The following is a 21,299-nucleotide window of genomic DNA, read 5'->3' on the forward strand; positions in this document are numbered from 1 at the left end:
CGTTCGGCAGGGATCGCGCCGGCGTCCTACGATGTCGTCTGTGACGGTTCAGGCATGGGGACGAGCGGTCGCGTCTTGGCCACGGGCGGTCGGCGGCGCGTTCGTGTTCGCCGCGATCGGCCTGATGGTCGGAGTCGGCAGCGCGCAGGGCACGACCTGGGCCGTGCTGCTCGGGCTCGGGGCGCTGTTCGCCGCCGTCTCGGTCCTGGACCTCTCGCTCATCCCCGTCGTCGCGGTGCCCGCGACCATGGTGATGGATCGCGTCGGGCCGATGAGCATCTCCGACTTCGTGCTCGGCGGGGCGACCGTGATCGCCCTGCTCCTGCTGCGCGGCAAGGGGGCAGCGGCGATGCAGCCGCTGCTGTGGGCGGGGGCGATCTACATGGCGCTGACCGCACCCCAGCTCATCCTCAACCCCTATCTCGGCAACGCGATCGAGTGGGCCCACGAACTCGTCCTGGTGGTGGGCAGCATGGTGGTGGGCTTCGTGATCGGTCGCGACGGCCGCGCACGGCTCGCGCTGAGCTCGTATGCGCTGATCGGCTGCGGGATCGCAGCGACGACGATCGTGGTGGCCTTCCAAGAGGGGTTCGGGCCGCCCGTCTACCTCGGTATGCTGCACAAGAACGCCATCGGCGGGATCCTCATGGTCGCGGCGCTGATCGTGTTCGCCAATCCGCCGTGGTTGCGGTGGCGGCCGGTGTGGGGCTATGCAGCGTTCGCACTGTGCGGCGGCGGGATCCTCGCCGCGCAGTCGCGGCAGGCGATCATCGGCCTGCTCATCGGGGTCGTGATCATCGGCAGCCGCCCGCGGCACCACAACGGCAAGAGGTCGCGGTGGATCTGGCTGGCGCTGGTTCCCGCCGCGTATTTCGTGTACGTCGAGGTCACCGCTCAGCTGGCCGACAGCGCGGACGCCTTCAACTCGTCCGCCCAGCGGCTGGCCTGGTACGCCGACTCGATCACAGTGTGGAAGATGTCGCCGCTGTTCGGGGTGGGCCATAGATGGTGGGTGGCGGGATACACCGGGTTCAGCGGCTTCCAGCCGCCTAACGCGGAGCTCGAGGTGCTGACCACGGTCGGCATCGTCGGTCTCGTCGGGTTCCTTCTGATGTTCGGCGCCTCGATGTGGCTGACCGCGAGGATGGATCCGGCGTACGGCACGCTCGCGTTCGCCGTGATCGCGGCGCGGCTGGTGCAGGGGCAGTTCGACCTGTACTGGGTGGCCGGGCAGTCCTCCATCCTCTGGATCATCGCCGGCATCTGCTACGGCGTGCGCGAGCGCAACCGCGCCCAGGATCTGGTCTGGGTCCCGCATCCGGTGCAGACGCTGTTCCGGCGCTCGGGCCTGCGGAACCTCGCATGATCCTGCACGTGCTCACGCCCGGTGACCACTTCTCGCCGCGCACCGGATCCGCCATCCCGACGGTCGTGGACGGACTGGCACGCGCCGCGTCGCACGTTCAGCCGCCGCAGCGTCAGGCGGTCGTGCTGGAGCGCTCCACCTACCCGGATCGATATCCGAGCGCCGATGTCGTCGAGTATGACGGCGCCCCGTACCCGTCGCTCGCCGCGCGCGGCCGGGACGCCGCTCTCGCACGCCTGGGACTGCCTCGCCCTGCGGCGACGCGCGCCTTCCGCCCCGTCGCCGAGGCCCTCGCCGGGCACCCGCCCGCGATCGTCGTCGCGCACAACGCGCCCGCGCTGCCCTGGCTGATGCGCCGGCAGCCGCACTCCGTGATCCTGTACGCGCACAACGACATACTGCGCAGCAGCACCCGCCTCGAGATCGACCGGCTCCGCGCCGTGCGGGCGATCGTCTGCGTCAGCCGCGACCTGGCGGAGCGCACCGCGTCGCGGCTGCCCTCAGCGCTCGCCTCGCGGGTGCACGTGGTGCAGAACGGCGTGGATCCGACCGCCTTCGCGCCCGCGGACGGCGCCGCGCGGCGCGAGCGTCTGCGAGTGATGTTCGTGGGACGGATGGTCGAGGAGAAGGGTCCGGACGTGCTGCTCCGGGCCGCCGCGGCATCGAAGCGGGACGACCTGGAGTACGTGCTCGTCGGCAGCGCCGGCTTCGACCCCGATGCGCCGCTCAGCCCGTACGAGCGGCGGCTGCGCGCTCTGGCCGAACGCGTGTCCGCCCCGGTGACGTTCCGCCCGTTCGTGGCACGGGAGGAGCTCGGCCCGTTGATGCGCTCCGCCGACGTGTTCGCCGCGCCGTCGCGGTGGGCCGAACCCAGCGGGCTCACCCTCGGCGAGGCGATGGCGACGGGGCTCGCAGTGATCACGAGCGCGACCGGCGGCATCCCCGACGTGGTGGGCGACACCGCCCTGCTGACCGAGGCGGGCTCCGTCGACGAGGTCGCCGCGGCGCTCGATCGTCTCGCGGGCGACCCCACACTGCGCCGCGCTCTCGGCGATTCCGCACGCCGCCGCGCTCTCGACCACGACTGGGCGTGGTCGTGGCGTCAGTTCGCGAGCGTGCTCGACGCCCTCTGATCGGCCTCGGCGGGGCGGATGCGCTGGGCGATGTCGGTCAGCAGCGGCGTCAGCTCGGCCACCATCGACCGCCAGGCCGGCTCCGGCGACCCGAACGGGTCCGCGATCTCATCCTTGCCTCGCCCGACGAGCTCCTGTCGGCGCCGGTCGTGCGCGGCCTCGGCCACCCAATCGCCGAGACGTCGACCGCGCGGAACCGGGTGGGCGCGCAGCCATGGCCCGAACTCGCGAACGGTGAACACGCGCGGCCAGGTGTCGGGTGCGGCCGCGACCACATCGCGGGACAGATCGCGCGCCATCGTCAGCACCACGTCGAAATCTCCGGCGCGGGCGGCGCTGAACTCCCGGCTGCGGTGCGCGGAGAAGTCCATGCCGAACTCCGTCGCCACCCTCTGCCCCTCGGCCGGCATCGTCTTGCCCCCGGAGAGGAAGCCCTCGGATTCGACCGTCACGTGACCGCCCGTCGCGCGCGACAGGATCTCCGCGGCGTACGGCGACCGACAGCGGTTCGCGCGGCACACCATGAGCACCCGGGTCATACCGTCTCCGCCGCCCCCTGCACGTCGCCGGTCGCGAGGTCGGCGCGGTGGCGCGGGGCCGCCTCCGCGTGATACCTGCGACGCCCGCGCCCGGACGCCTTCGGAGACGCCACGGCGCCGCCGAGCTCGGCATCGTGCGCGTCGGACCCCCCATCCTGACCCGAGGCTTCGGAACGGCGCTCGCGCAGGTAGTAGGACGCGTAGGTCCGGGGAAGCTTGCGCCTGCTCCGGTTGATCACGACCCCGAGCACCGAGACGCCGTTCGAGACGAGGCCCGAGATCGTCTCGGCGAGTCTCGCCCGATCCGTGCGCCCCTCCGTCGCGATCACGACCGCGCCGTCCGTGTGCGAGGCCAACAGCGACGAGTCCGACATGCCCATCGCGGGCGGCGTGTCGATCACGACGACGTCGGCGAGTCCGCGCAGTGCGGCGACGACCTCCGCGGTGCCCGCACGGGCCAGGAGGTCCGCGGGTTCGGCCGGCTCGGAGCCGGCGGCGAGGATGCGCAGCCGCCGATACCGGGTGTTGTTCAGGCGGCGCAGCAGGGCGTCCTCGAGCATCCGGGATCCCTGATCGTACTCGTTCAGGATCTCCGAGAGCCCCTCTCCATCGGCGTCCTCGCCGAAGTACTTCGACAGGTCCGGCCGGCGCAGGTCGCCGCCGACGAGGATGACGCGCTTGCCCGCGCGGGCCCAGGCCAGCGCGAGGTTGGCCGACGCGAACGACTTCCCGTCGCCGGGTTCCACGCTGGTGACGACAAATGCTCCCCCGGGTGGGACGAGCACCTGCAGGGTCGAGCGCACGGTGCGCAGCCCCTCACCCAGGTTGGTGCGGTCATTGCTCGCGACGGGCAGCGGAACCGCCATCCGGGACACGTCGCGGTCCCAGGTCAAGCTGCCGATCACCGGGACGTCGAGCAGTGCCTCCACGTCCTCCTCGTCGCGGATCCGGTTGTCGAACTGGTCGCGGATGAGGGCGGCCGCGATCCCGACTATCAGTCCTGTGCTCAGCGCCAGCAGGACCACCACGAGAGCACTGGGCACGGTGGGCGTTCCGGGCTGCGCGGCGATCAGAGTCGACGTGGGCGCGCCGGAGTTGTTGATGCTGTCGATCTGCGTGGAGATCGAGCTCATCCGGGACAGCTCGGTGGCGAGGTTCGTGGCGGCGATGGAGTTCGACGGATCCGCGCGCACCTGGCCCTGCAGCACCTGCGCCTGCGCGATCGCATCGTCCTTGCGCTTCTGCAGGATCTCGAGGACACGGGCCATCTCCTTGCCGATGTGATCCTCATAGGCCTTGACCACCGCGGCGGCGCGCTGCTGCGCTATCTTCGGCGTCGCACCGGTCGCGCTGACGACGACGTTGGTCGCGTGGCCGTCGTCGACCAGGCTCCCCTTGACCATGCCGACGAGGTCGGATCCCCGTTCCGAGATGGCGGTTCCCGCGGCGTCGAGCACGTCCGGGGACACGATCGTCTCGGCGCCGAAGCTGACCGCGACCCCCCCGACGTCGTCCGAGGTCGCGCCGCCGGAGATCACCGTGTTCATGCGCACGGTCTCCTCGGACATGTAGGTCACGGTGCGCAGCATGATGTATCCGCCCGCGCCGATCAGCGCGAAGAGGACGATGACGACGACGATCCATTTGCGCGCCCACAGCACGGCGAGAATCTGACGAAAGGTCATCTTCGAAACTCCTCCCCCGACCGCTCCTGCACGCGGCCCGTCTCGACGCCACGCGCGGTTTCGCACTCGCTGACGGCCTCTGCGGAGGCTCCTGACCCCGGCCTCCGACAATTGATGGGTATCACGCTACACATTCAGCCCGCTGAACGTCGCGCCCCGTGTCCGCCGCGCAGCAGACCGGGCACGGGCGAGCACTGCGAATCGAGGACCACGACGCCTGCGATCGCCGTCACGGCGACGAGGCTCGCCGCCCCGGCGAGCGGCGCGCGGACCTCGGGCCCGACGACGATGCCGAGCGCGGCGCAGCCCGCCGCGACCACGATCGCGAGACCCAGGCGGCGCCGGAGTGGCTCCTGCGCGGGCAGAGGATCTGCCGGGAGCCCGCCGAACGTCGAGACCGCGCCCGCCGCGGCACCGGTCAGCAGCGCGCCGCCGACCACGTCGCTGCCGCGGTGCGCCAGGGAGAGCAGGGAGGCCGCGGCGACGATCAGGGTGATCCCGAACGCGACAGCGGCCAGCATACGCCGGCCCGCCGCGGGCGCCAGCCACCCGATCGCCACGGCGCACGCCAGGCACACCGCGACATGGCCACTCGGGAAGGTGTTCTGCGGATAGCCGAACGCACCGAACTGCGGCCGCGGCAGAGCGTCGAACAGGCGGGCCAGACCGAACACCCCCATCACGAGCGCCGACGCCGCAACGACCGCCCAGATCCTCCGGCACACGATCGAGACCACGGCGAGGATCGCGACCAGCACCATGAGCACGACCGGAAGGACGTCGCGGATCCCGTACACGCGCATCCAGCCTTCGCCCTGGAGCAGCGGAAACGCTCCCAGGGTGGCCGCGTCCACGCCCTGCCCGGTCTCCGTGCACACGAAGACGAGGTAGACGACCCCGAAGGCGCCGGCGTGGGCGGCGGCACGGAGGGCGGACGCGGCACGCGCCGAGACAGCGGGCATCTCAGCCGAGCGCCCGTTCGGAGCGAACGACATCGCGGATGCGTGCGATGAAGCGCTGTTCCGAGAACGTCTCCGCATGCGTCGCGATGCCGTCGGCGTCCCAGGAGCGCCGGGTCATCCCGTCGAGCGCGGTCGCGACCGCCTCCGCATCGGGCCGCTCGAAGAAGACGCCGGTCGCGCCCTCGACGACCGTGTCGAGATATCCGCCGTCGTGCAGGGCCGCCGTGGGCTTGCCGAAGGTCGCGGCTTCCAGAGGCGAGAGCCCGAAGTCCTCGTAGGATGCGGCGACGAGGCCGGCGCAGTTCGCGTACAGCCAGCGCAGCTGCGCATCGCTCACACGCCCCGCCAGCACGGTGGATCCGGCCCGGGTCGCCTGCTGCTGCAGGCGGGCGCGTTCCGGTCCGTCGCCGACGACGACGAGACCGAGCCCCGGGAGTTCGGCCACCGCCTCGATCACCACGTCGACGTTCTTGTACGGCAGCAGACGCGCCACGCACAGGAGGAAGGGCTGCTCCACACCGGGCATCGGCTCCGAGGTGCCCGCGAGAGCCAGGGGCGCGGGGGGAGGCGGCAGCACTTCGGCGTCGATGCCGTACACCTCCGCCACGGCGCGCTTCACCACGGTCGAGTTGACGAGGTAGCGATCCGCGGTGTGCGCGGCACGCTGATCCCACTCGCGCAGCCCCGATCCGAGGACCCGCTCGGCCAGGCGCACGGCGTGCGACCGCATCGTCGCCCCCTGGGCTCCCTCCGCGTAGCGATCGGTCTGGTAGAGCCACCGCGCCGGCGCATGGCAGTACACGACCTTGCGCCCGGTCGTGGCCATTCCGTGCGCCCACCCGCTCGAGCTCGCCACGAGCACGTCCGCCTCGATCGTGTGCCGCGACACGGCTTCCTCGAGGAACGGAAGCGCGAGCCGGTGGTGCCGGCGCAGGATCCGCCAGCGGTTGATCGGCAGCGGCCGCACATCGACGTCGGCGAACTCGGGGAACGTGGATCCCGGCTCGTAAAGGGTGGTGTGCAGGGGAGCACCGGGGAATGCGCGGGCGAGGGAGAGCGCGACGCGCTCCGCACCGCCGCGTTGCGTGAGATAGTCGTGCGCGAGCACCGTCCCGGCCGTGGTGCCCACGACCGGGTCCTTGCCTGTCGTCGCCATCGGAACCCCCAGCCTCAGGACGGATCCTATCGGTGCCGGCCATCCGTCCGCGTGCTGCGGCTTCGATCGGGGATCCGCGGATTTGAACAGGACGGGACCATACCGTAAGCTTTCTCTTTGGTGTGCGATCACTGCTGGTCGCGCGCACGAACGTGAGCCCTCCACTGGCGTGTTCCTGTTCGGCGTTTCGTCTCGCTCCGCCTTCGGCGGCGCTCGCTCAACGTCCAGACCGGAACCACCCCGGAGTGGGATTCACGAACCTCTCCGTTCGATCAAGAAAGCAGCACTATTGTGACGCGCACTTACACCCCCAAGGCCGGGCAGGTCCAGCGTGACTGGGTCGTCATCGACGCCACCGACGTCGTTCTCGGTCGCCTCGCCTCGCACGCCGCAGCGCTCCTGCGCGGCAAGCACAAGGCCACCTTCGCCAACCACATCGACTCGGGTGACTTCGTCATCATCGTGAACGCCGACAAGGTCGCGCTCACGGGCCAGAAGCTCCAGAAGAAGATCGCCTACCGCCACTCCGGTCACCCGGGCGGGCTCAAGGCCGTCGCGTACTCCGAGCTGCTCGAGAAGAACCCTGTCCGCGCCGTCGAGAAGGCGATCCGCGGCATGCTCCCGAAGAACAGCCTGGGCCGCCAGCAGCTGGCCAAGCTCAAGGTCTACACCGGCTCCGAGCACCCGCACGCCGCTCAGCAGCCGAAGACGTACACCCTCGACCAGGTCGCCCAGTAAGCGCCGTTACGAATAAGGACATACTCGTGGCTGACATCGACACCACCGAATTCCCGCAGAACTTCTCGACCGAGACCCCTGAGGCCGCCGCCGTCGAGACCGCTCCGCGTCCCGTTCTCAACGTCCCCGGCGCTGCCGTGGGTCGTCGCAAGCAGGCCATCGCCCGCGTGCGCCTCGTCCCGGGCTCCGGCACCATCACGGTGAACGGCCGCACCATCGAGGACTACTTCCCGAACAAGCTGCACCAGCAGCTGATCAACGACCCGTTCACGGTGCTGAACCTCGCGGGCGCGTACGACGTGATCGCCCGCATCTCCGGTGGTGGCCCCTCGGGCCAGGCCGGCGCCCTGCGCCTGGGCATCGCCCGCGCGCTGAACGAGATCGACGCCGAGAACAACCGCCCGACCCTGAAGAAGGCCGGCTTCCTCTCGCGCGACGCTCGCGTCAAGGAGCGCAAGAAGGCCGGTCTCAAGAAGGCCCGCAAGGCGCCTCAGTACTCGAAGCGCTAAACCGCACAGTCCTCTATGGCTCTGTTCGGTACGGACGGGGTGCGGGGGCTGGCCAACGGCCCCCTCACCGCCGATATCGCGCTCACCCTGGCCCAGGCGACTGCCGTCGTCCTGTGCCAGGGCCGTATTGCCGAGGCTCGCAAGGCCGCCGGCAAACGTCTCACCGCCGTGGTCGCCCGCGACCCGCGCATCTCGGGACACTTCCTCAGCGCCGCGGTCGAGGCGGGCCTCGCCTCCTCCGGCGTGGATGTGCTCGACGCGGGCACGCTGCCGACCCCGGCCGCGGCGTTCCTCATCGGCGACATCGACGCCGACTTCGGCGTGATGATCTCGGCGTCGCACAACCCGGCGCCCGACAACGGCATCAAGATCTTCGCCCGCGGCGGGGTCAAGCTCCCCGACGTGGTCGAAGAGCGCATCGAAGAGGCGATGGCCGGCGAGAAGCTGCGCCCCACCGGTGCGGACGTGGGGCGCGTGAGCCGGTTCTCGGACGCCGAGGACCGCTACGTCATCCACCTGCTGTCGTCGCTGCCGCATCGGCTCGACGGGATCCATGTCGTGCTCGACTGCGCGAACGGCGCGGCGAGCGGCGCGTCCCCCGAGGCGTTCCGCAACGCGGGCGCCAAGGTGACCGTGATCGGAGCGGATCCGGACGGCATCAACATCAACGACGGTGTCGGATCCACGCATCTCGACAAGCTGGCCGCCGAGGTCGTGCGGGTCGGCGCCGACGTGGGCATCGCGCATGACGGCGACGCGGACCGCTGCCTCGCGGTCGACGCCGACGGCAACATCGTCGACGGCGACCAGATCATGGCGATCCTCGCCGTGGCCATGAAGCAGCGCGGAAGTCTCGCTCAGGACACGCTGGTCGCGACCGTGATGAGCAACCTCGGTCTGCACGTGGCGATGAAGGAGCACGGCATCACCGTGCTGCAGACCGCCGTCGGCGATCGGTACGTGCTCGAGGAGATGAACGCGGGCGGCTACTCCCTCGGTGGGGAGCAGTCCGGCCACGTCATCATGAGCGACTTCGCCACCACCGGCGACGGCGTGCTGACCGGATTGCACCTGGTCGCCGAGATGGCGCGCCAGAAGAAGACGCTGGCCGAGCTCGCCTCGATCATGACCGTCTTCCCGCAGAAGCTCGTGAACGTCAAGGGCGTCGACCGCACCAAGACCGACGACGAGCACGTGCAGCAGGCTGTGCGCGCGGTGGAGGCCGAGCTCGGCGACACCGGCCGGGTGCTGCTGCGCCCCTCCGGCACCGAGCAGCTCGTGCGCGTGATGGTCGAAGCCGCCGACGAGGCGTCCGCCCACGAGTACGCGCACCAGCTCGCCGAGGTGGTGCGTGAGCGCCTCGCGCTCTGACGACTCCGCAGCGGCAGCGCCCGGACAGCTTCGAATGCGCCGGGCGCTGCCCTGGCTGCTCGTGTACGCGGTGGCGCTGATCCTCATCGCGTTCTGGCCGCAGCACGTCGACAGGGGCATGGGCTCCGTGCTGCACCGCGTCACCTCGGTCCTTCCGGTCCTCACCTACACGCGCATCGAGTTCTGCGCGAACGTCCTGCTCTTAGTGCCGGTCGGAATCCTGCTGCGGATCCTCATCACGCGCCGACGGTATCTCGTGGTCGCGATCGGCTTTTTCGTCTCCGGCGTCATCGAGACCGTCCAGGGGCTGTTCCTGCCCGGACGCACCGCCAGCGTGTCGGATCTCGTGGCGAACACGGTCGGCGCCTGCATCGGGCTTCTGATCGTCGAGGCCGTCACGGTGATCAGTCGCGAACGCGCCCGCAGGCGTTGACGCCCCATCTCCGGCGATCCAGCTACGGCCTGCCCATCCCCAGGTACGTCCAGCCCGCGGCTCGCCACGCATCCGGATCCAGGCAGTTGCGTCCGTCCACGATGATCCGACCGCGCGCGAGCGTCGACGCGTGCTCGGGCGCCAGCTCGCGGCGGTACTGATCCCACTCGGTCACCAGCACGACCGCGTCCGCGCCCTTCAGCGCCTTGTCGCGGTCGGCGACGTACTTCAGCTGCGGGTGTACGGCCGCGGCGTTGCGGAGCGCCTCCGGATCCGTCACCCGCACCTTCGCGCCCATCCCGCGCAGCCGGATCGCCACCTCGAGCGCCGGCGAGTCGCGCACGTCGTCGCTGTGCGGCTTGAACGCCGCCCCGAGCATCGTGATCCGCTTGCCCACGACGCTGCCGCCGAAGGCCTCGACCACGAGGCGCACCGCGTGCTCCCGCCGGCGCAGGTTGATCGCGTCGACCTCGCGGAGGAAACCCACCGACGCCCCGCGTCCGAGCTCCTCCGCGCGCGCCGCGAACGCACGGATGTCCTTCGGCAGACATCCGCCGCCGAACCCGATCCCCGCGCCGAGGAAGCGCCGCCCGATCCGCTCGTCGTACCCGATCGCGTCGGCGAGCCGGGTGACGTCGGCGCCGGCGGCCTCGGCGATCTCCGCCATCGCGTTGATGAACGAGATCTTCGTGGCGAGGAAGGCGTTCGCCGCGCCCTTCACGAGCTCGGCGGTGGCCAGGTCGGTGACGAGAAACGGGCTCCCCCCGGCGATCGCGTCGACGTACGCCTCCCGCAGCGTCTCCACGGCGCGCTCCCCTGCGGCGCCCGCGGCGGCGCCCACCACGAGCCGGTCGGGGTGCAGCGTGTCGCGCACGGCCCAGCCCTCGCGGAGGAACTCCGGGTTCCAGACCAGCGTCGCCCCCACGGCGGCCACGCGCTCGGCGAGCCCCGCGGCGGTGCCCACGGGCACGGTGGACTTGCCGGCCACCACGTCGCCGGGGCGCAGGTGCGGGAGCAGCGCGTCGACAGCGGCATGCACGTAGCGGAGGTCGGCCGCGGATCCGTCGGGCTGCTGCGGCGTGCCCACGGCGAGGAAGTGCACCGCGGATCCGGCCGCGTCGGCGATGTCGGCGGTGAAGGTCAGCCGTCCCCCGGCGACGCCCGCCGCGAGCAGGTCGTCCAGCCCGGGCTCGAAGAACGGCGCGCGCCCTGCGGCGAGCGCGGCGAGCCGGTCGGGGTCCGTGTCGACGCCGACCACGTCGTGGCCGATCGACGCCATCGCCGCCGCGTGCACCGCACCGAGATACCCGCAGCCGATCACCGACATCCGCATGAAGACACCCCACCGCGCCCGTCTCACCGGCACCCGACCGGCGGGCGTCGGGCCGGCGACCACCCGGTGAACGGTTGGGGTGGCGCCGGGCTCGATGCCGGATCCCGTCCGCTGCCGGGCTCGATCCCCTCTCTCGGTGCGGATCGCGAAAGCGGCGCTTCCCGTCGACGGGACCAGCCGAAATCGCGACCTGAACGCGGGGGCGGATCCGGGTTGCTTCCGCGTCGCGCGACCGTGCTTTTAAAGACTCTGGAGAGCGAGCCGGACGCGTGCGGCCGCTCGGTCTGCCGACACTTGCACGACGCACTGGTGCGCGAGGGCGGCGTCCCATTCGAGCCGTGATGGGATTCGTGCAAAAGACACGGCGCTCGCACGTGTAACCGGGCCGAGCCTGCCGAAGACGGCGGCCGCGTCGGCGTCGATCATTCCGTCTTCCGCCATCGCCCAGAGATCGTAGAGATCACGTGCGGCTCCCCGGTCGTTCCAGGCAGCGAGCTTCGAGGCGACGAAGCCGGCGCCGGTTGGCACTCGGAGGGTTGCTGGTGGGGCATCGGAGTATCTCTGCTCGATCTGGACGACTTCTGTCGGCCACTCGGGATATCCATCTGATCCGAGGAGCTGGATCTGTATCCTCACTCCGCTCACGGTCATCGCACTGGGCTCGGGGTGGTTGGTGTCACGGATCCGTGGTGCGAACGCGACCGTACCGAGAGAACGACGGAGCTCCTTCTTGATCGCGGATTCGATTCGGTCGCCGATTTCTTTGCGGTCGCCGAGCGCGATCAGATCGATGTCCTCGGACAGTCGCAGGTCGGGGAAGTGGGTGCGCGACAATGCTGTGCCGCCGAAGAAGAGCACATCGTCTGTGCCGATCGTCGAGATGGCGGCCAGTGCGTGAGAGATGACGTGGTCGCGCTGCACCTGAGAGGAATCGACTGCGAATGCGAGCTCAACCGAGAGCCGCTCGTCTTCGTCAAGCACTCCCGGCACAGCGGGGCGGACACCAGCCTCGCGCGTGCTCTTCACTCTGCTGGCGAACTGCCGACCATTGTCTCCGAGGTGCGACTGATCATCCCCTGACATCGCGCACCTCCAGTTCCTTCTGCATCTCGCGCACGGCGTCGTTCGCACGCCTGTGCCTTCCGACGATGTCCGCGAACTCCTCTGCGTCCGCTTGGGGTACGAGGTTGCGTGCCGTTGCTTCCGTCTCGCCTTGCAAACCCGGAAGAGCCGGGCGGGCGAGAAGATCGTAGAGCGTCTGCGTCGGGGTCGTCACAAGCCCCTTCCCCAGCATCGTGTCGACGAGCACGAGATCCAAGCGTTTCATGTCCCTCGCCACGAAGCGGATCCTCCCTCCCCCGTACTCGGTCTCCGGATACCCCGTGCGGGGCACCGCGACGGCCGCCGTAGCGATGGCCCGCGGGAGCGCAGCCCAATGACGGGCGGCGGTGAGCCCCATGAGAGCAGCGTTCCGCGCGCCGAAACGGGCGACGGCGATCGCCAATGCTGCATCCTCGAACGCCGGCTTCCACGTTCGCGCGTCTCTGCCGTCTGGTGGGGCCGTGTAGACCCCGTGGATCAGCTTCTTCAGCGCTCCCTGGTCGACCAGCCGAGCGAGCGTACGCCACGTGTTCAGCCCCTCCCGGTCCAGATCCCTCGACCTGACAGTGCGCATTGGCGCACCGGCGACCGCCCGCAGCACTTCAATGTCGTCCACATGTTCCCCTTGGCTCATCGGAAGCATACGCCCAGAGTATGTTTCCCATGAGTCAAACCATTGAACTCCACCTGGGGCCTCCAGTGGCTCGAACATCTCAGCCCACCCGGATCCGGATCCACCCATCGTTCGATGGTCGCAGAGTGCGACTTACCCTGTCTCGAAGTCGCATTTCGCGACCACCGAACGTCTCAGGCCACCCGGATCCTCACCTGGATCCGGGCTACTTCGGGGTCGCGGTGACCAGGATCGGCAGGTGGTCGGACTCCCCCTGCGGCAGCGTGCGCACCGACTCCACGACGAACCCGGATGCGGCGGCGAAGTCGTAGAAGCCGCGGAACACCCGGTACCGCGTGTAGGTGTGCTGGTCGCTCATCACGAGCTCGTACCCCACGTCGCGCATGTGCTCGCTGAGCCGCTCCTTGAACACGGGGTAGTTGAAGTCGCCGACAATGAGCTGCGGCAGGCCCCAGCCGAGCTCCGAGAGCTCGGACAGTGCGGCACGGATCTGATCCCGCCGCAGAGCGTTCCGGGCGGTGAGCGGCGCCGCGTGCAGGGATGCGACGAGGAAGTCGCTCCCGGCGTCGATGTCCCTGAGGCGCACGCCGAGCAGCCGCTCGTGCGCCGGGCGCAGCACGTGGTCGTGCAGCGACTTCTTCACCGAGACCGCGGCCATGTCGACCAGCCGGAACCGGTTCTCGCGGTAGTAGATCGCGAGGCCCAGCCGGTTGCGCTGCGTGGTGTGCGCGAGCACCAGATCGCCCGTGCGCTCCGGCAGCGACGCGGTGTCCCCCTCCTGCAGGCACAGCACGTCCGGGTCATGCGCGTCGACGAGGTCGTCGAGCTCATGCGCGGCGCGATGCTTGCGCAGGTTGTAGGAGATGATCCGCACGCCCCCACGGTACTCGCGCGCGTCGCCGCCTTGCTGAGCAGAAGCCGGAGTTCATCGGATGTTGCGGATCCGGATCCGGTCGCTGAGGTTGTCGACGCGCCAGCGCACGCGAGGTCCCTTCGACAGGCTCAGGGACCAGGCAGAGGCGGGTCCGCGTCAGTCGTCGTCGTTGTCGCGGCGGTTGCGGGTCTGCTCGGCGCGCGCGGCCAGCAGCTCGTCCGCCGGGTAGCCCACCTCGGTGAGGGTGAGCCCGCGCGCGGCGAGCACCTTGAACGCGCTGGTGCGGGTGAGTTCGTCGCGCAGCCGCACCAGGTCGCCGATCTCGAGGCGCCCCTCCCCCACGGCGGCGCAGGCACCCACGAGCGCACGGACCATGCTGTGGCAGAACGCGTCGGCCTTCACCTCGGCGACCAGCACGCCGGCCGGATCCCGCGTCCACCGGTAGTCCAGCAGCGTGCGGATGGTGGTGCCCTCCTGGCGCGGCTTGCAGTACGCGGCGAAGTCGTGCAGGCCGATCAGCGTCTGCGCGGCGGCGTCCATCGCGGCCTCGTCGAGCGCCGCCCGGATCGTCGTCGTGTCGTGCCGCAGCAGCGGATCGTATCCGGCACGGGCGTCGGCGAGGCGGTACCGATACCGTCGCCACACCGCCGAGAAGCGGGCGTCGAACCCCTCCGGCGCGAGCGAGGTGCGCGAGACCGTGACGTCGGGGTACTGCCCCAGCACTCCACGGATGCGCGATGCCAGGGAGCCGGCCGGATCGGCCGCGCCCCGCCCGTTGCGCGTGACGACGCGTGCCCACTGCCGCTCATCCAGGTCGACGTGCGCCACCTGGCCGGTGGCGTGCACGCCCGCGTCCGTGCGGCCGGCGACGACGAGCCGCGGCCCGGCGTGCGGGTCGCCGGGTTCGGAACCCGGCCCCGGTCCGACGATCCGGGCGAGAGCCGCCTCGAGCGTGCCCTGCACGGTGCGCAGCCCCGGCTGCTTCGCCCAGCCCCGGAAATGAGTGCCGTCGTAGGCGATGTCGAGACGGATGCGCACGGATCCAGGGTACCGAGTGCGAGGCGCGCCACGGTGCGGCAGAATGTCGCTCCAGGGCGGTGTCGGGAACGGAACGGGATCCGGATCCGCGCTGGGACTCAGTCTCAATATGTGCGACACTGAATCGCAGGAAGCCAGCGCCGGCGCCCGAGCCGGCGGCGACGACCGAGATCGAAGGAGATCCCATGGTCAGCAGCACGTTCCCGGATGTCGAGATCCCCGCGGTCTCCATCCACGAGTACCTCTTCGGCGGCATCTCCGAGGACGACCTGGGCCGGGTCGCGCTCGTCGACGGGATGTCCGGGGCGGAGACCACGTACCGTCAGCTCATCGGGCAGATCGACCTCTTCGCCGGCGCCCTCGCCGCGCGCGGCATCGGCGTGGGCGACGCCGTGGGCCTGCTCTGCCCGAACACGCCCGCGTTCGCGACGGTGTTCCACGGGATCCTGCGCGCCGGTGCCACGGCCACGACGATCAATGCGCTGTACACGGCGGACGAGATCGCGAACCAGCTGCGCGACGCCTCCGCATCCTGGCTCATCACCGTCAGCCCGCTGCTGCCGCAGGCCGAGGCCGCCGCGGCGCAGCTCGGGCTGCCCGCCGACCATCTGATCGTGCTCGACGGGGCCGAGGGGCACCCGTCGCTGCGCGACCTGCTCGCGGAGGGCCACCACGCACCGGAGGTGTCGTTCGATCCCGCCACCCACGTCGCCGTGCTGCCGTACTCCTCCGGCACGACCGGCCGCCCCAAGGGCGTCATGCTCACGCACCGCAACCTCATCGCCAACGTCGCCCAGAGCACCATCTCGATCGACCTGAACGCGGACGATCGGGTCCTCGCCGTGCTGCCGTTCTTCCACATCTACGGCATGACCGTGCTGCTCAACCTGGCCGTGCGCCTGCGCGCGACGCTCGTCACGATGCCGAAGTTCGACCTCGTCGAGTTCCTGCGCATCATCGCGGAGCAGCGCACCAGCTGGCTGTTCATCGCGCCGCCGATCGCCGTCGCGCTCGCGAAGCACCCCCTGGTCGCCCAGTACGACATGAGCTCGGTGAAGGTCGTCTTCTCCGGCGCCGCGCCGCTGGACGGCGCGCTCGCCCACGCGGTCGCCGACCGGCTCGACTGCCTCGTGCGTCAGGGCTACGGCATGACCGAGACCAGCCCGGTGACCCACACGATCCCCGTCGAGCGCGAGGACATCGACCTGTCCTCGGTGGGCCTGCTCATTCCGAACACCGAGGCCCGGCTGCTGGCGGAGGACGGATCCGACGTCGTCGTCCCCGCCGACGGGGCGAGCGAGCCCGGCGAGCTGCTGATCCGCGGCCCGCAGGTCATGAAGGGCTACCTGAACCGCCCCGACGCCACCGCCGAGATGCTCGACGCCGACGGCTGGCTGCACACCGGCGACGTCGCCACCGTGACGGCCGAGGGCGTGTTCCGGATCGTGGACCGCCTCAAGGAGCTCATCAAGTACAAGGGCTACCAGGTGGCGCCCGCCGTGCTCGAGGCGGTGCTCCTGGAGCACCCGGCGATCGCCGACGCCGCCGTGATCGGCGCGCCCGACGAGGACGGTCAGGAGGTGCCGAAGGCGTTCGTGGTCCTGCAGTCCGGCGCTTCCCTGGACGAGGACGGCGTGAAGACGCACGTCGCGGCGCACGTCGCTCCGCACGAGAAGGTGCGCCTGGTCGAGTTCATCGACGTGATCCCGAAGTCCGCGTCGGGAAAGATCCTCCGCAAGGACCTGCGCGCCCGGGCGAGCTGAGCGGCCCGGCGCTGGACGGCGTCAGCGCGAGGCTTCGGTGGAAGTGCGCGGGGGCGCGTGCCGGAAGACCACGTAGTGGTACAGCAGGAAGCGCACCACCACGATCACGGCGATGCTGCCGAGGTTCACCACATTGACCAGCGCCGCACCGGGGGCGCGCCCGGTGAGCGCCTCGACCGCCTCGGCGCCGAGCCACACGAGACCCGCGCCGAGCAGCGTGCACACCAGGTTCACGCCGAGGAAGAGCACGATCTCGGCGACGCGTCCGCGGCGGTCCCGGTGCCGGAACGCCCACTCGCGGTTGCCGAAGTAGGCGTTGACCAGCGCGACCAGGGAAGCGGCGATCTTGCCGACGACGAGGTCCCACCCGAACACGTAGACGAAGAGGTTGAAGGCGCCGACCTCGATGAGGGTGCTGATACCGCCGACGATGAGGAAGCGGGCGCCGACACCCGCCAGACGGCGCAACCGAGAGCGGCGATCCATAGCGCTACTAGAATACCCGGGAGGACGACGCAGCCTGGACGTCTCCCCACCAGCCGAGACCTGAGGTGCTAGTGCAGTACGCCCACCTGGCCGTCGTGATGCCGGCCTACAACGAGGCCGAGGGCATCGGCGGCTTCATCGACGAGATCCGCGCCGCCGTGGCCCCGCTCGCCGAGCGCGTGACGTTCGTCATCGCCGACGACCGCTCCACCGACGGCATCGCCACGGCCCTCGCCGGCATCGCCGACGTCGACGTGCAGGTCCAGCCGGCGAACCGCGGGCACGGCCCGACCGCCCTGGCCGCTTATCGTGCGGGCCTCGCGCTCGCGCCCGATGCGATCGTGCACGTCGACGGCGACGGACAGTTCCTCGGGGCGGAGATCGCGGCCGCCGCGCGCGCCCTGGCCGACACCGGCGCCGACGTGGTGCACGGCGTGCGGCACTCCCGCACCGATGCCTGGTACCGGCGCATCCTGACCGCCTGCGTGCGGCTGCTGATCGCGACGTTCGTGGGTCGGGGCGTGCCCGACGTGAACACGCCCCTGCGCGTGTACCGCCCGGAGGGGCTGCAGCTCCTGGTGAACGCGGTGCCCTCCGACGCCCTCGTGCCGCACGTGCACTTCTCACTCGCCGAGGTGCGAGCGGGGCTCGCGGTGCGCTATCTGCGGGTGCGGAGCATCCCGCGGCGCGGCTCGTCGAGCACCGGGACCATGTGGGGAAGGGTCACCCGCCCGTCGTTGCCGCCGAAGAAGCTCGTGCGCTTCGCGATCGACGCGCTGCGCGAGGTGTGGACCTGGTCGCTCCGCCCGGGCGCCCCGCTGCGGGCGCTCTCACTCGAAGGACCCGATCGGGTCCGCACCGACGACGGGTCCGGATCCGCGTGATCCGCCGCCTCGCCGGAACCGCGTTCTGGATCCTGCTCGCGCTGCTCGTCATCGCGAACGCGATCGTGATGTGGCACAGCCTGACGGTGCTGCGGTTCTGGGAGGACGAGGCCTTCAACCTCACGGTCTCCCGCAATCTGGTCGCGGGGCTCGGCTACACGAGCGACGGCGCCCTGTCGGGTTCGACGCTCACGCCCTTCGACCCGCGCATCTCGACGGGACCGGTGGTGCTGCTGCCCGTCGCGGGGGTGCTGGCGCTGGGCGCGGATCCGGTGATCGGCGCGCGGCTCGTTCCGCTCGCCTACTGGGTGCTGCTGCTGATCGGGTGCGCGGTGCTCGGGCGGCGCCTCGCCGGCCGTCCCGGTGCGCTGGTCGCCGCGGCGCTGCCGCTCGCGTTCAACACCGCGGACAGCGTGTCCCCGATCCAGGGTCCGGCCGACCTGCTCGGCGAGATCGCCGCGGCGGCCCTCCTCGTGTGGGCGCTGATCGTGCTCCCGCGTCGGGCCTGGCTCGCGGGTCTCCTGTTCGGGCTCGCCGTGCAGGCCAAGCTCATCGCCCTGCTCGCGCTGCCGGCGTTCGCGGTGGCCCTGTTCCTGCTGACGCCGGTGGCGCCGTTCCGTCAGCGCTTCCTGGTCGCCCTGCGTCGAGCCGTGCCGGCGGTGCTGCTGGTGGCCGTGCCGACGCTGCTGGTCGAGCTCGGTGCGCTGCTGTCGCTCGGCGTCACCGGCTATGTCGGCCATCTGCGCGCGCTCCTCGCGTTCGTCCGTAGTGGCGGGCAGCACTACGAGCCGACCACGATCCCGCAGAAACTGTCCACGCTCGCCGGATCCTGGTTCGTGCCGGGATGGCTGGTCGCCGCGGCCGTGGTGGCGGCGGCGGTCATCGTCGTCTGGGCCGCGGTGCCGAGCCGGCGCGCGGTCCCCGCGGACGATGCACCCGCCCGACGCTGGTGGGGTCGCGACCCGCAGCTGCTCGCGCTCGGATTCGGATCCGTCGTCGGGCTGCTCGCATTCGTCGGCTGGTGGGCGCAGGCGTCGCAGCTCCCGCTCTGGGTGCGGCATCCCTCGGTCGGGGTCTTCGCGTTCGCCCCCGTGCTCGCCGCGATCACCGTCCGTGCCACGGCGGCCCTCTGGCGCCGCCGCGGGCCCTCCGGTGCGACGGTGCCGGTCCGCCTCGTCACCGCGACAGCGGCGCTGCTGCTCGTGGCCGTCGTGGGCGGCGGCGCCCTCGGCGATGTCGGACGCGCCGTGCTGCCGTCCACCGCGCAGCCGCTGTCCGAGCAGCGCGCGATCGCCGCGCCGATCGGAGACTGGGCGCGCTCGCATGACGTCTCCTGGATCGGCGCGCAGCCCTGGGGAGCCGTCGTGCCGCTCATCGTGCTCGCGGGCGCGCACGTCGGCCTCGCGGACGCCCCGGCGATGAAGGACGCACCGGTCCTCCTCGGCGGCGAATGCCCGTCGGGGGCCCCGGTCGTCACGCCCGCCCCCGGCGTCAACCTCTGCCCGGCGCACTGACACAGCACTGACAGCACGATCGGATCCGCGAACCAGCACGATCGGATCCGCCAACGACGAAGCCCGCCACCCCCACAGGGGGCGACGGGCTTCGAACGAGCGGGAGGCCTTACTCGGCCTTCTCCTCCGCGGCGGCGTCAGCGGCGGCCTCGTCGGCGACGGGGGCTTCCTCGACGACCTCGGCCTCGGCGGCGGGGGTCTCGACGATCTCCTCCACGACCTCCTCGGCGGGGGTCTCGGCCTTGGGCGCCTCAGCCTTGGCGGGCTTCGCGGCGGCCTTCTTCACCTTCGGGGCGACGGGCTCGAGGACGAGCTCGATCACGGCCATGGGGGCGTTGTCACCCTTGCGGTTGCCGACCTTGGTGATGCGGGTGTAGCCGCCCTCACGCTCGGCGACGAGCGGCGCGATCTCGGCGAACAGCACGTGCGTCGCCTCCTTGTTGCGCAGCACGGACAGCACGCGACGGCGCGCGTGCAGGTCGCCGCGCTTGCCGAAGGTGACGAGGCGCTCAGCCAGCGGACGCAGGCGCTTGGCCTTGGTCTCGGTGGTCTTGATCGACTTGTGCACGAACAGCTGGGCGGCCAGGTTCGCAAGCAGCAGACGCTCGTGGGCGGGGCCGCCTCCGAGGCGGGGACCCTTGGTGGGCTTGGGCATTGTTCTCTAGCTCCTGGATCGGAAAGGTTCGGGTCAGCTGGCCTCTGCCAGCTGACAGACCGGATAGGTCAGAAGGACTCGTCTTCGGAGCCGCCGTAGAAGTGGGCGCCGTCGAAACCGGGCACCGAATCCTTCAGCGACAGGCCGAGCGAGACGAGCTTGTCGCGCACCTCGTCCACCGACTTCTGTCCGAAATTGCGGATGTTCATGAGCTGCGTCTCCGAGAGGGCGACGAGCTCCGACACCGTGTTGATGCCTTCGCGCTTGAGGCAGTTGTACGAGCGGACCGACAGGTCAAGGTCCTCGATCGGCATCGACAGCTCGTTGGAGAGCACGGCCTCGACCGGCGCGGGGCCGATCTCGATGCCCTCGGCCTCGACGTTCAGCTCGCGGGCGAGGCCGAACAGCTCGGTCAGCGTGCGACCGGCCGAGGCGACGGCGTCTCGCGGGAGGATCGAGTTCTTGGTCTCGACGTCCAGCACGAGCTTGTCGAAGTCGGTGCGCTCGCCGGCGCGGGTGGCGTCGACGCGGTAGCTGACCTTGAGCACGGGCGAGTAGATCGAGTCGATCGGGATCTGGCCCGCCTCGGCGTACTCACTGCGGTTCTGCGCCGCCGACACGTAGCCGCGGCCGCGCTCGATGGTGAGCTCGAGCTCGAACTTGGCGGTGTCGTTGAGGGTCGCGATGACCAGCTCGGGGTTGTGCACCTCGACGCCGGCCGGAGCGGAGATGTCCGCCGCGGTGACCTCACCGGCGCCCGTCTTGCGCAGGTAGGCGGTGATGGGCTCGTCGCGCTCCGAGGAGACGACCAGCTGCTTGATGTTGAGGATGATCTCGGTGACATCCTCCTTCACACCGGGGATGGTGCTGAACTCGTGGAGGACGCCGTCGATGCGGACGCTCGTGACGGCCGCACCGGGGATCGACGAGAGCAGGCTGCGACGCAGCGCGTTGCCGATCGTGTAGCCGAAACCGGGCTCGAGCGGCTCGATGACGAACCGGCTGCGGTTCTCGGAGATCTTTTCCTCGGTGAGAGTGGGACGCTGTGCGATGAGCACTGTGTGTTCCTTTCGATCACGTGCCCGCTATATGACACGTGTGGGTGAGGTCTTGAGTTGTGGAAGA

Annotated in this window: 21 protein-coding genes; 9 read left to right on the forward strand and 12 right to left on the reverse strand. The window is 70.5% G+C overall.

What is annotated here, in order from left to right:
- Positions 1-40 precede the first annotated feature (40 nt).
- The gene (locus tag ACYQ1L_RS15680) at positions 41-1,366 is read left to right on the forward strand and encodes an O-antigen ligase family protein (RefSeq protein ID WP_460004984.1); all 1,326 of its coding nucleotides are present in this window, start codon (positions 41-43) and stop codon (positions 1,364-1,366) included.
- Positions 1,363-2,499: a glycosyltransferase family 4 protein gene (locus ACYQ1L_RS15685; RefSeq protein WP_460004985.1), complete on the forward strand. Its 1,137-nt coding sequence runs from the start codon at positions 1,363-1,365 to the stop codon at positions 2,497-2,499. Before ACYQ1L_RS15680 ends, ACYQ1L_RS15685 begins: the two co-directional genes overlap by 4 nt.
- Here the strand turns inward: ACYQ1L_RS15685 and ACYQ1L_RS15690 are convergent.
- The 4 genes from ACYQ1L_RS15690 to ACYQ1L_RS15705 all read right to left on the reverse strand — a co-directional run bounded on the left by ACYQ1L_RS15690 (position 2,469) and on the right by ACYQ1L_RS15705 (position 6,841).
- Positions 2,469-3,038, reverse strand: coding sequence for an arsenate-mycothiol transferase ArsC (locus ACYQ1L_RS15690; RefSeq protein ID WP_460004986.1), 570 nt, complete (start codon positions 3,036-3,038; stop codon positions 2,469-2,471). The genes ACYQ1L_RS15685 and ACYQ1L_RS15690 overlap by 31 nt on opposite strands.
- On the reverse strand, positions 3,035-4,723 hold the full coding sequence (locus tag ACYQ1L_RS15695) for a tyrosine-protein kinase domain-containing protein (protein WP_460004987.1): 1,689 nt from the start codon (positions 4,721-4,723) through the stop codon (positions 3,035-3,037). The genes ACYQ1L_RS15690 and ACYQ1L_RS15695 overlap by 4 nt, the downstream gene beginning before the upstream one ends.
- A 134-nt stretch (positions 4,724-4,857) precedes the next feature.
- Entirely contained in the window at positions 4,858-5,718 is an 861-nt protein-coding gene (locus ACYQ1L_RS15700) for a phosphatase PAP2 family protein (protein WP_460004988.1), read from the reverse strand.
- Positions 5,687-6,841: a glycosyltransferase gene (locus tag ACYQ1L_RS15705; RefSeq protein WP_460004989.1), complete on the reverse strand. Its 1,155-nt coding sequence runs from the start codon at positions 6,839-6,841 to the stop codon at positions 5,687-5,689. The genes ACYQ1L_RS15700 and ACYQ1L_RS15705 overlap by 32 nt, the downstream gene beginning before the upstream one ends.
- Positions 6,842-7,132: 291 nt before the next feature.
- On the opposite strand from ACYQ1L_RS15705, the gene rplM reads away from it, so the two are divergent.
- From rplM to ACYQ1L_RS15725, 4 genes are read left to right on the forward strand one after another with little or no spacing between them, the layout of a single operon-like run.
- A complete protein-coding gene (rplM, locus tag ACYQ1L_RS15710; protein ID WP_045249783.1) occupies positions 7,133-7,579 on the forward strand; it encodes a 50S ribosomal protein L13 in 447 nt (148 codons plus the stop codon).
- A gap of 26 nt (positions 7,580-7,605) precedes the next feature.
- Positions 7,606-8,088, forward strand: coding sequence for a 30S ribosomal protein S9 (gene rpsI / locus ACYQ1L_RS15715; protein WP_159574879.1), 483 nt, complete (start codon positions 7,606-7,608; stop codon positions 8,086-8,088).
- A gap of 15 nt (positions 8,089-8,103) precedes the next feature.
- Positions 8,104-9,459 (forward strand): phosphoglucosamine mutase, encoded by a 1,356-nt coding sequence (glmM, locus tag ACYQ1L_RS15720; RefSeq protein WP_460004990.1) that lies wholly within the window; start codon positions 8,104-8,106, stop codon positions 9,457-9,459.
- Positions 9,440-9,892 (forward strand): VanZ family protein, encoded by a 453-nt coding sequence (locus ACYQ1L_RS15725; protein WP_460004991.1) that lies wholly within the window; start codon positions 9,440-9,442, stop codon positions 9,890-9,892. The genes glmM and ACYQ1L_RS15725 overlap by 20 nt, the downstream gene beginning before the upstream one ends.
- Before the next feature lie 22 nt (positions 9,893-9,914).
- Here the strand turns inward: ACYQ1L_RS15725 and ACYQ1L_RS15730 are convergent, their stop codons facing one another.
- The 5 genes from ACYQ1L_RS15730 to truA all read right to left on the reverse strand — a co-directional run bounded on the left by ACYQ1L_RS15730 (position 9,915) and on the right by truA (position 14,872).
- Entirely contained in the window at positions 9,915-11,225 is a 1,311-nt protein-coding gene (locus ACYQ1L_RS15730) for a UDP-glucose dehydrogenase family protein (protein ID WP_460004992.1), read from the reverse strand.
- Between the two features lie 240 nt (positions 11,226-11,465).
- A complete protein-coding gene (locus ACYQ1L_RS15735; RefSeq protein ID WP_460004993.1) occupies positions 11,466-12,308 on the reverse strand; it encodes a nucleotidyl transferase AbiEii/AbiGii toxin family protein in 843 nt (280 codons plus the stop codon).
- A complete protein-coding gene (locus ACYQ1L_RS15740) occupies positions 12,295-12,942 on the reverse strand; it encodes a type IV toxin-antitoxin system AbiEi family antitoxin domain-containing protein (RefSeq protein WP_460004994.1) in 648 nt (215 codons plus the stop codon). The genes ACYQ1L_RS15735 and ACYQ1L_RS15740 overlap by 14 nt, the downstream gene beginning before the upstream one ends.
- Positions 12,943-13,165: 223 nt before the next feature.
- Positions 13,166-13,834, reverse strand: coding sequence for an endonuclease/exonuclease/phosphatase family protein (locus ACYQ1L_RS15745; protein ID WP_460004995.1), 669 nt, complete (start codon positions 13,832-13,834; stop codon positions 13,166-13,168).
- A gap of 156 nt (positions 13,835-13,990) precedes the next feature.
- Entirely contained in the window at positions 13,991-14,872 is an 882-nt protein-coding gene (gene truA, locus ACYQ1L_RS15750) for a tRNA pseudouridine(38-40) synthase TruA (protein ID WP_460004996.1), read from the reverse strand.
- A gap of 185 nt (positions 14,873-15,057) precedes the next feature.
- Here truA and ACYQ1L_RS15755 point away from each other — a divergent pair, with 185 nt between their 5' ends.
- Positions 15,058-16,635 carry an AMP-binding protein gene (locus ACYQ1L_RS15755; RefSeq protein ID WP_460004997.1) on the forward strand — a complete coding sequence of 526 codons (1,578 nt, stop codon included), beginning with the start codon at positions 15,058-15,060 and terminating at the stop codon, positions 16,633-16,635.
- 21 nt (positions 16,636-16,656) lie between these two features.
- On the opposite strand, the gene ACYQ1L_RS15760 is transcribed toward ACYQ1L_RS15755, so the two are convergent.
- On the reverse strand, positions 16,657-17,121 hold the full coding sequence (locus ACYQ1L_RS15760; RefSeq protein ID WP_460004998.1) for a GtrA family protein: 465 nt from the start codon (positions 17,119-17,121) through the stop codon (positions 16,657-16,659).
- A 71-nt stretch (positions 17,122-17,192) separates the two neighbouring features.
- On the opposite strand from ACYQ1L_RS15760, the gene ACYQ1L_RS15765 reads away from it, so the two are divergent.
- Together ACYQ1L_RS15765 and ACYQ1L_RS15770 are read left to right on the forward strand one after the other, a co-directional pair.
- A complete protein-coding gene (locus tag ACYQ1L_RS15765; protein ID WP_460004999.1) occupies positions 17,193-18,005 on the forward strand; it encodes a glycosyltransferase family 2 protein in 813 nt (270 codons plus the stop codon).
- A complete protein-coding gene (locus ACYQ1L_RS15770) occupies positions 18,002-19,519 on the forward strand; it encodes a hypothetical protein (RefSeq protein WP_460005000.1) in 1,518 nt (505 codons plus the stop codon). Before ACYQ1L_RS15765 ends, ACYQ1L_RS15770 begins: the two co-directional genes overlap by 4 nt.
- A 109-nt stretch (positions 19,520-19,628) precedes the next feature.
- Here the strand turns inward: ACYQ1L_RS15770 and rplQ are convergent, their stop codons facing one another.
- Together rplQ and ACYQ1L_RS15780 are read right to left on the reverse strand one after the other, a co-directional pair.
- Positions 19,629-20,174 carry a 50S ribosomal protein L17 gene (rplQ, locus tag ACYQ1L_RS15775; protein ID WP_460005001.1) on the reverse strand — a complete coding sequence of 182 codons (546 nt, stop codon included), beginning with the start codon at positions 20,172-20,174 and terminating at the stop codon, positions 19,629-19,631.
- A gap of 68 nt (positions 20,175-20,242) precedes the next feature.
- Entirely contained in the window at positions 20,243-21,232 is a 990-nt protein-coding gene (locus ACYQ1L_RS15780; protein WP_159574865.1) for a DNA-directed RNA polymerase subunit alpha, read from the reverse strand.
- Positions 21,233-21,299 lie beyond the last annotated feature (67 nt).

It is taken from the genome of Microbacterium xylanilyticum (assembly GCF_054654695.1).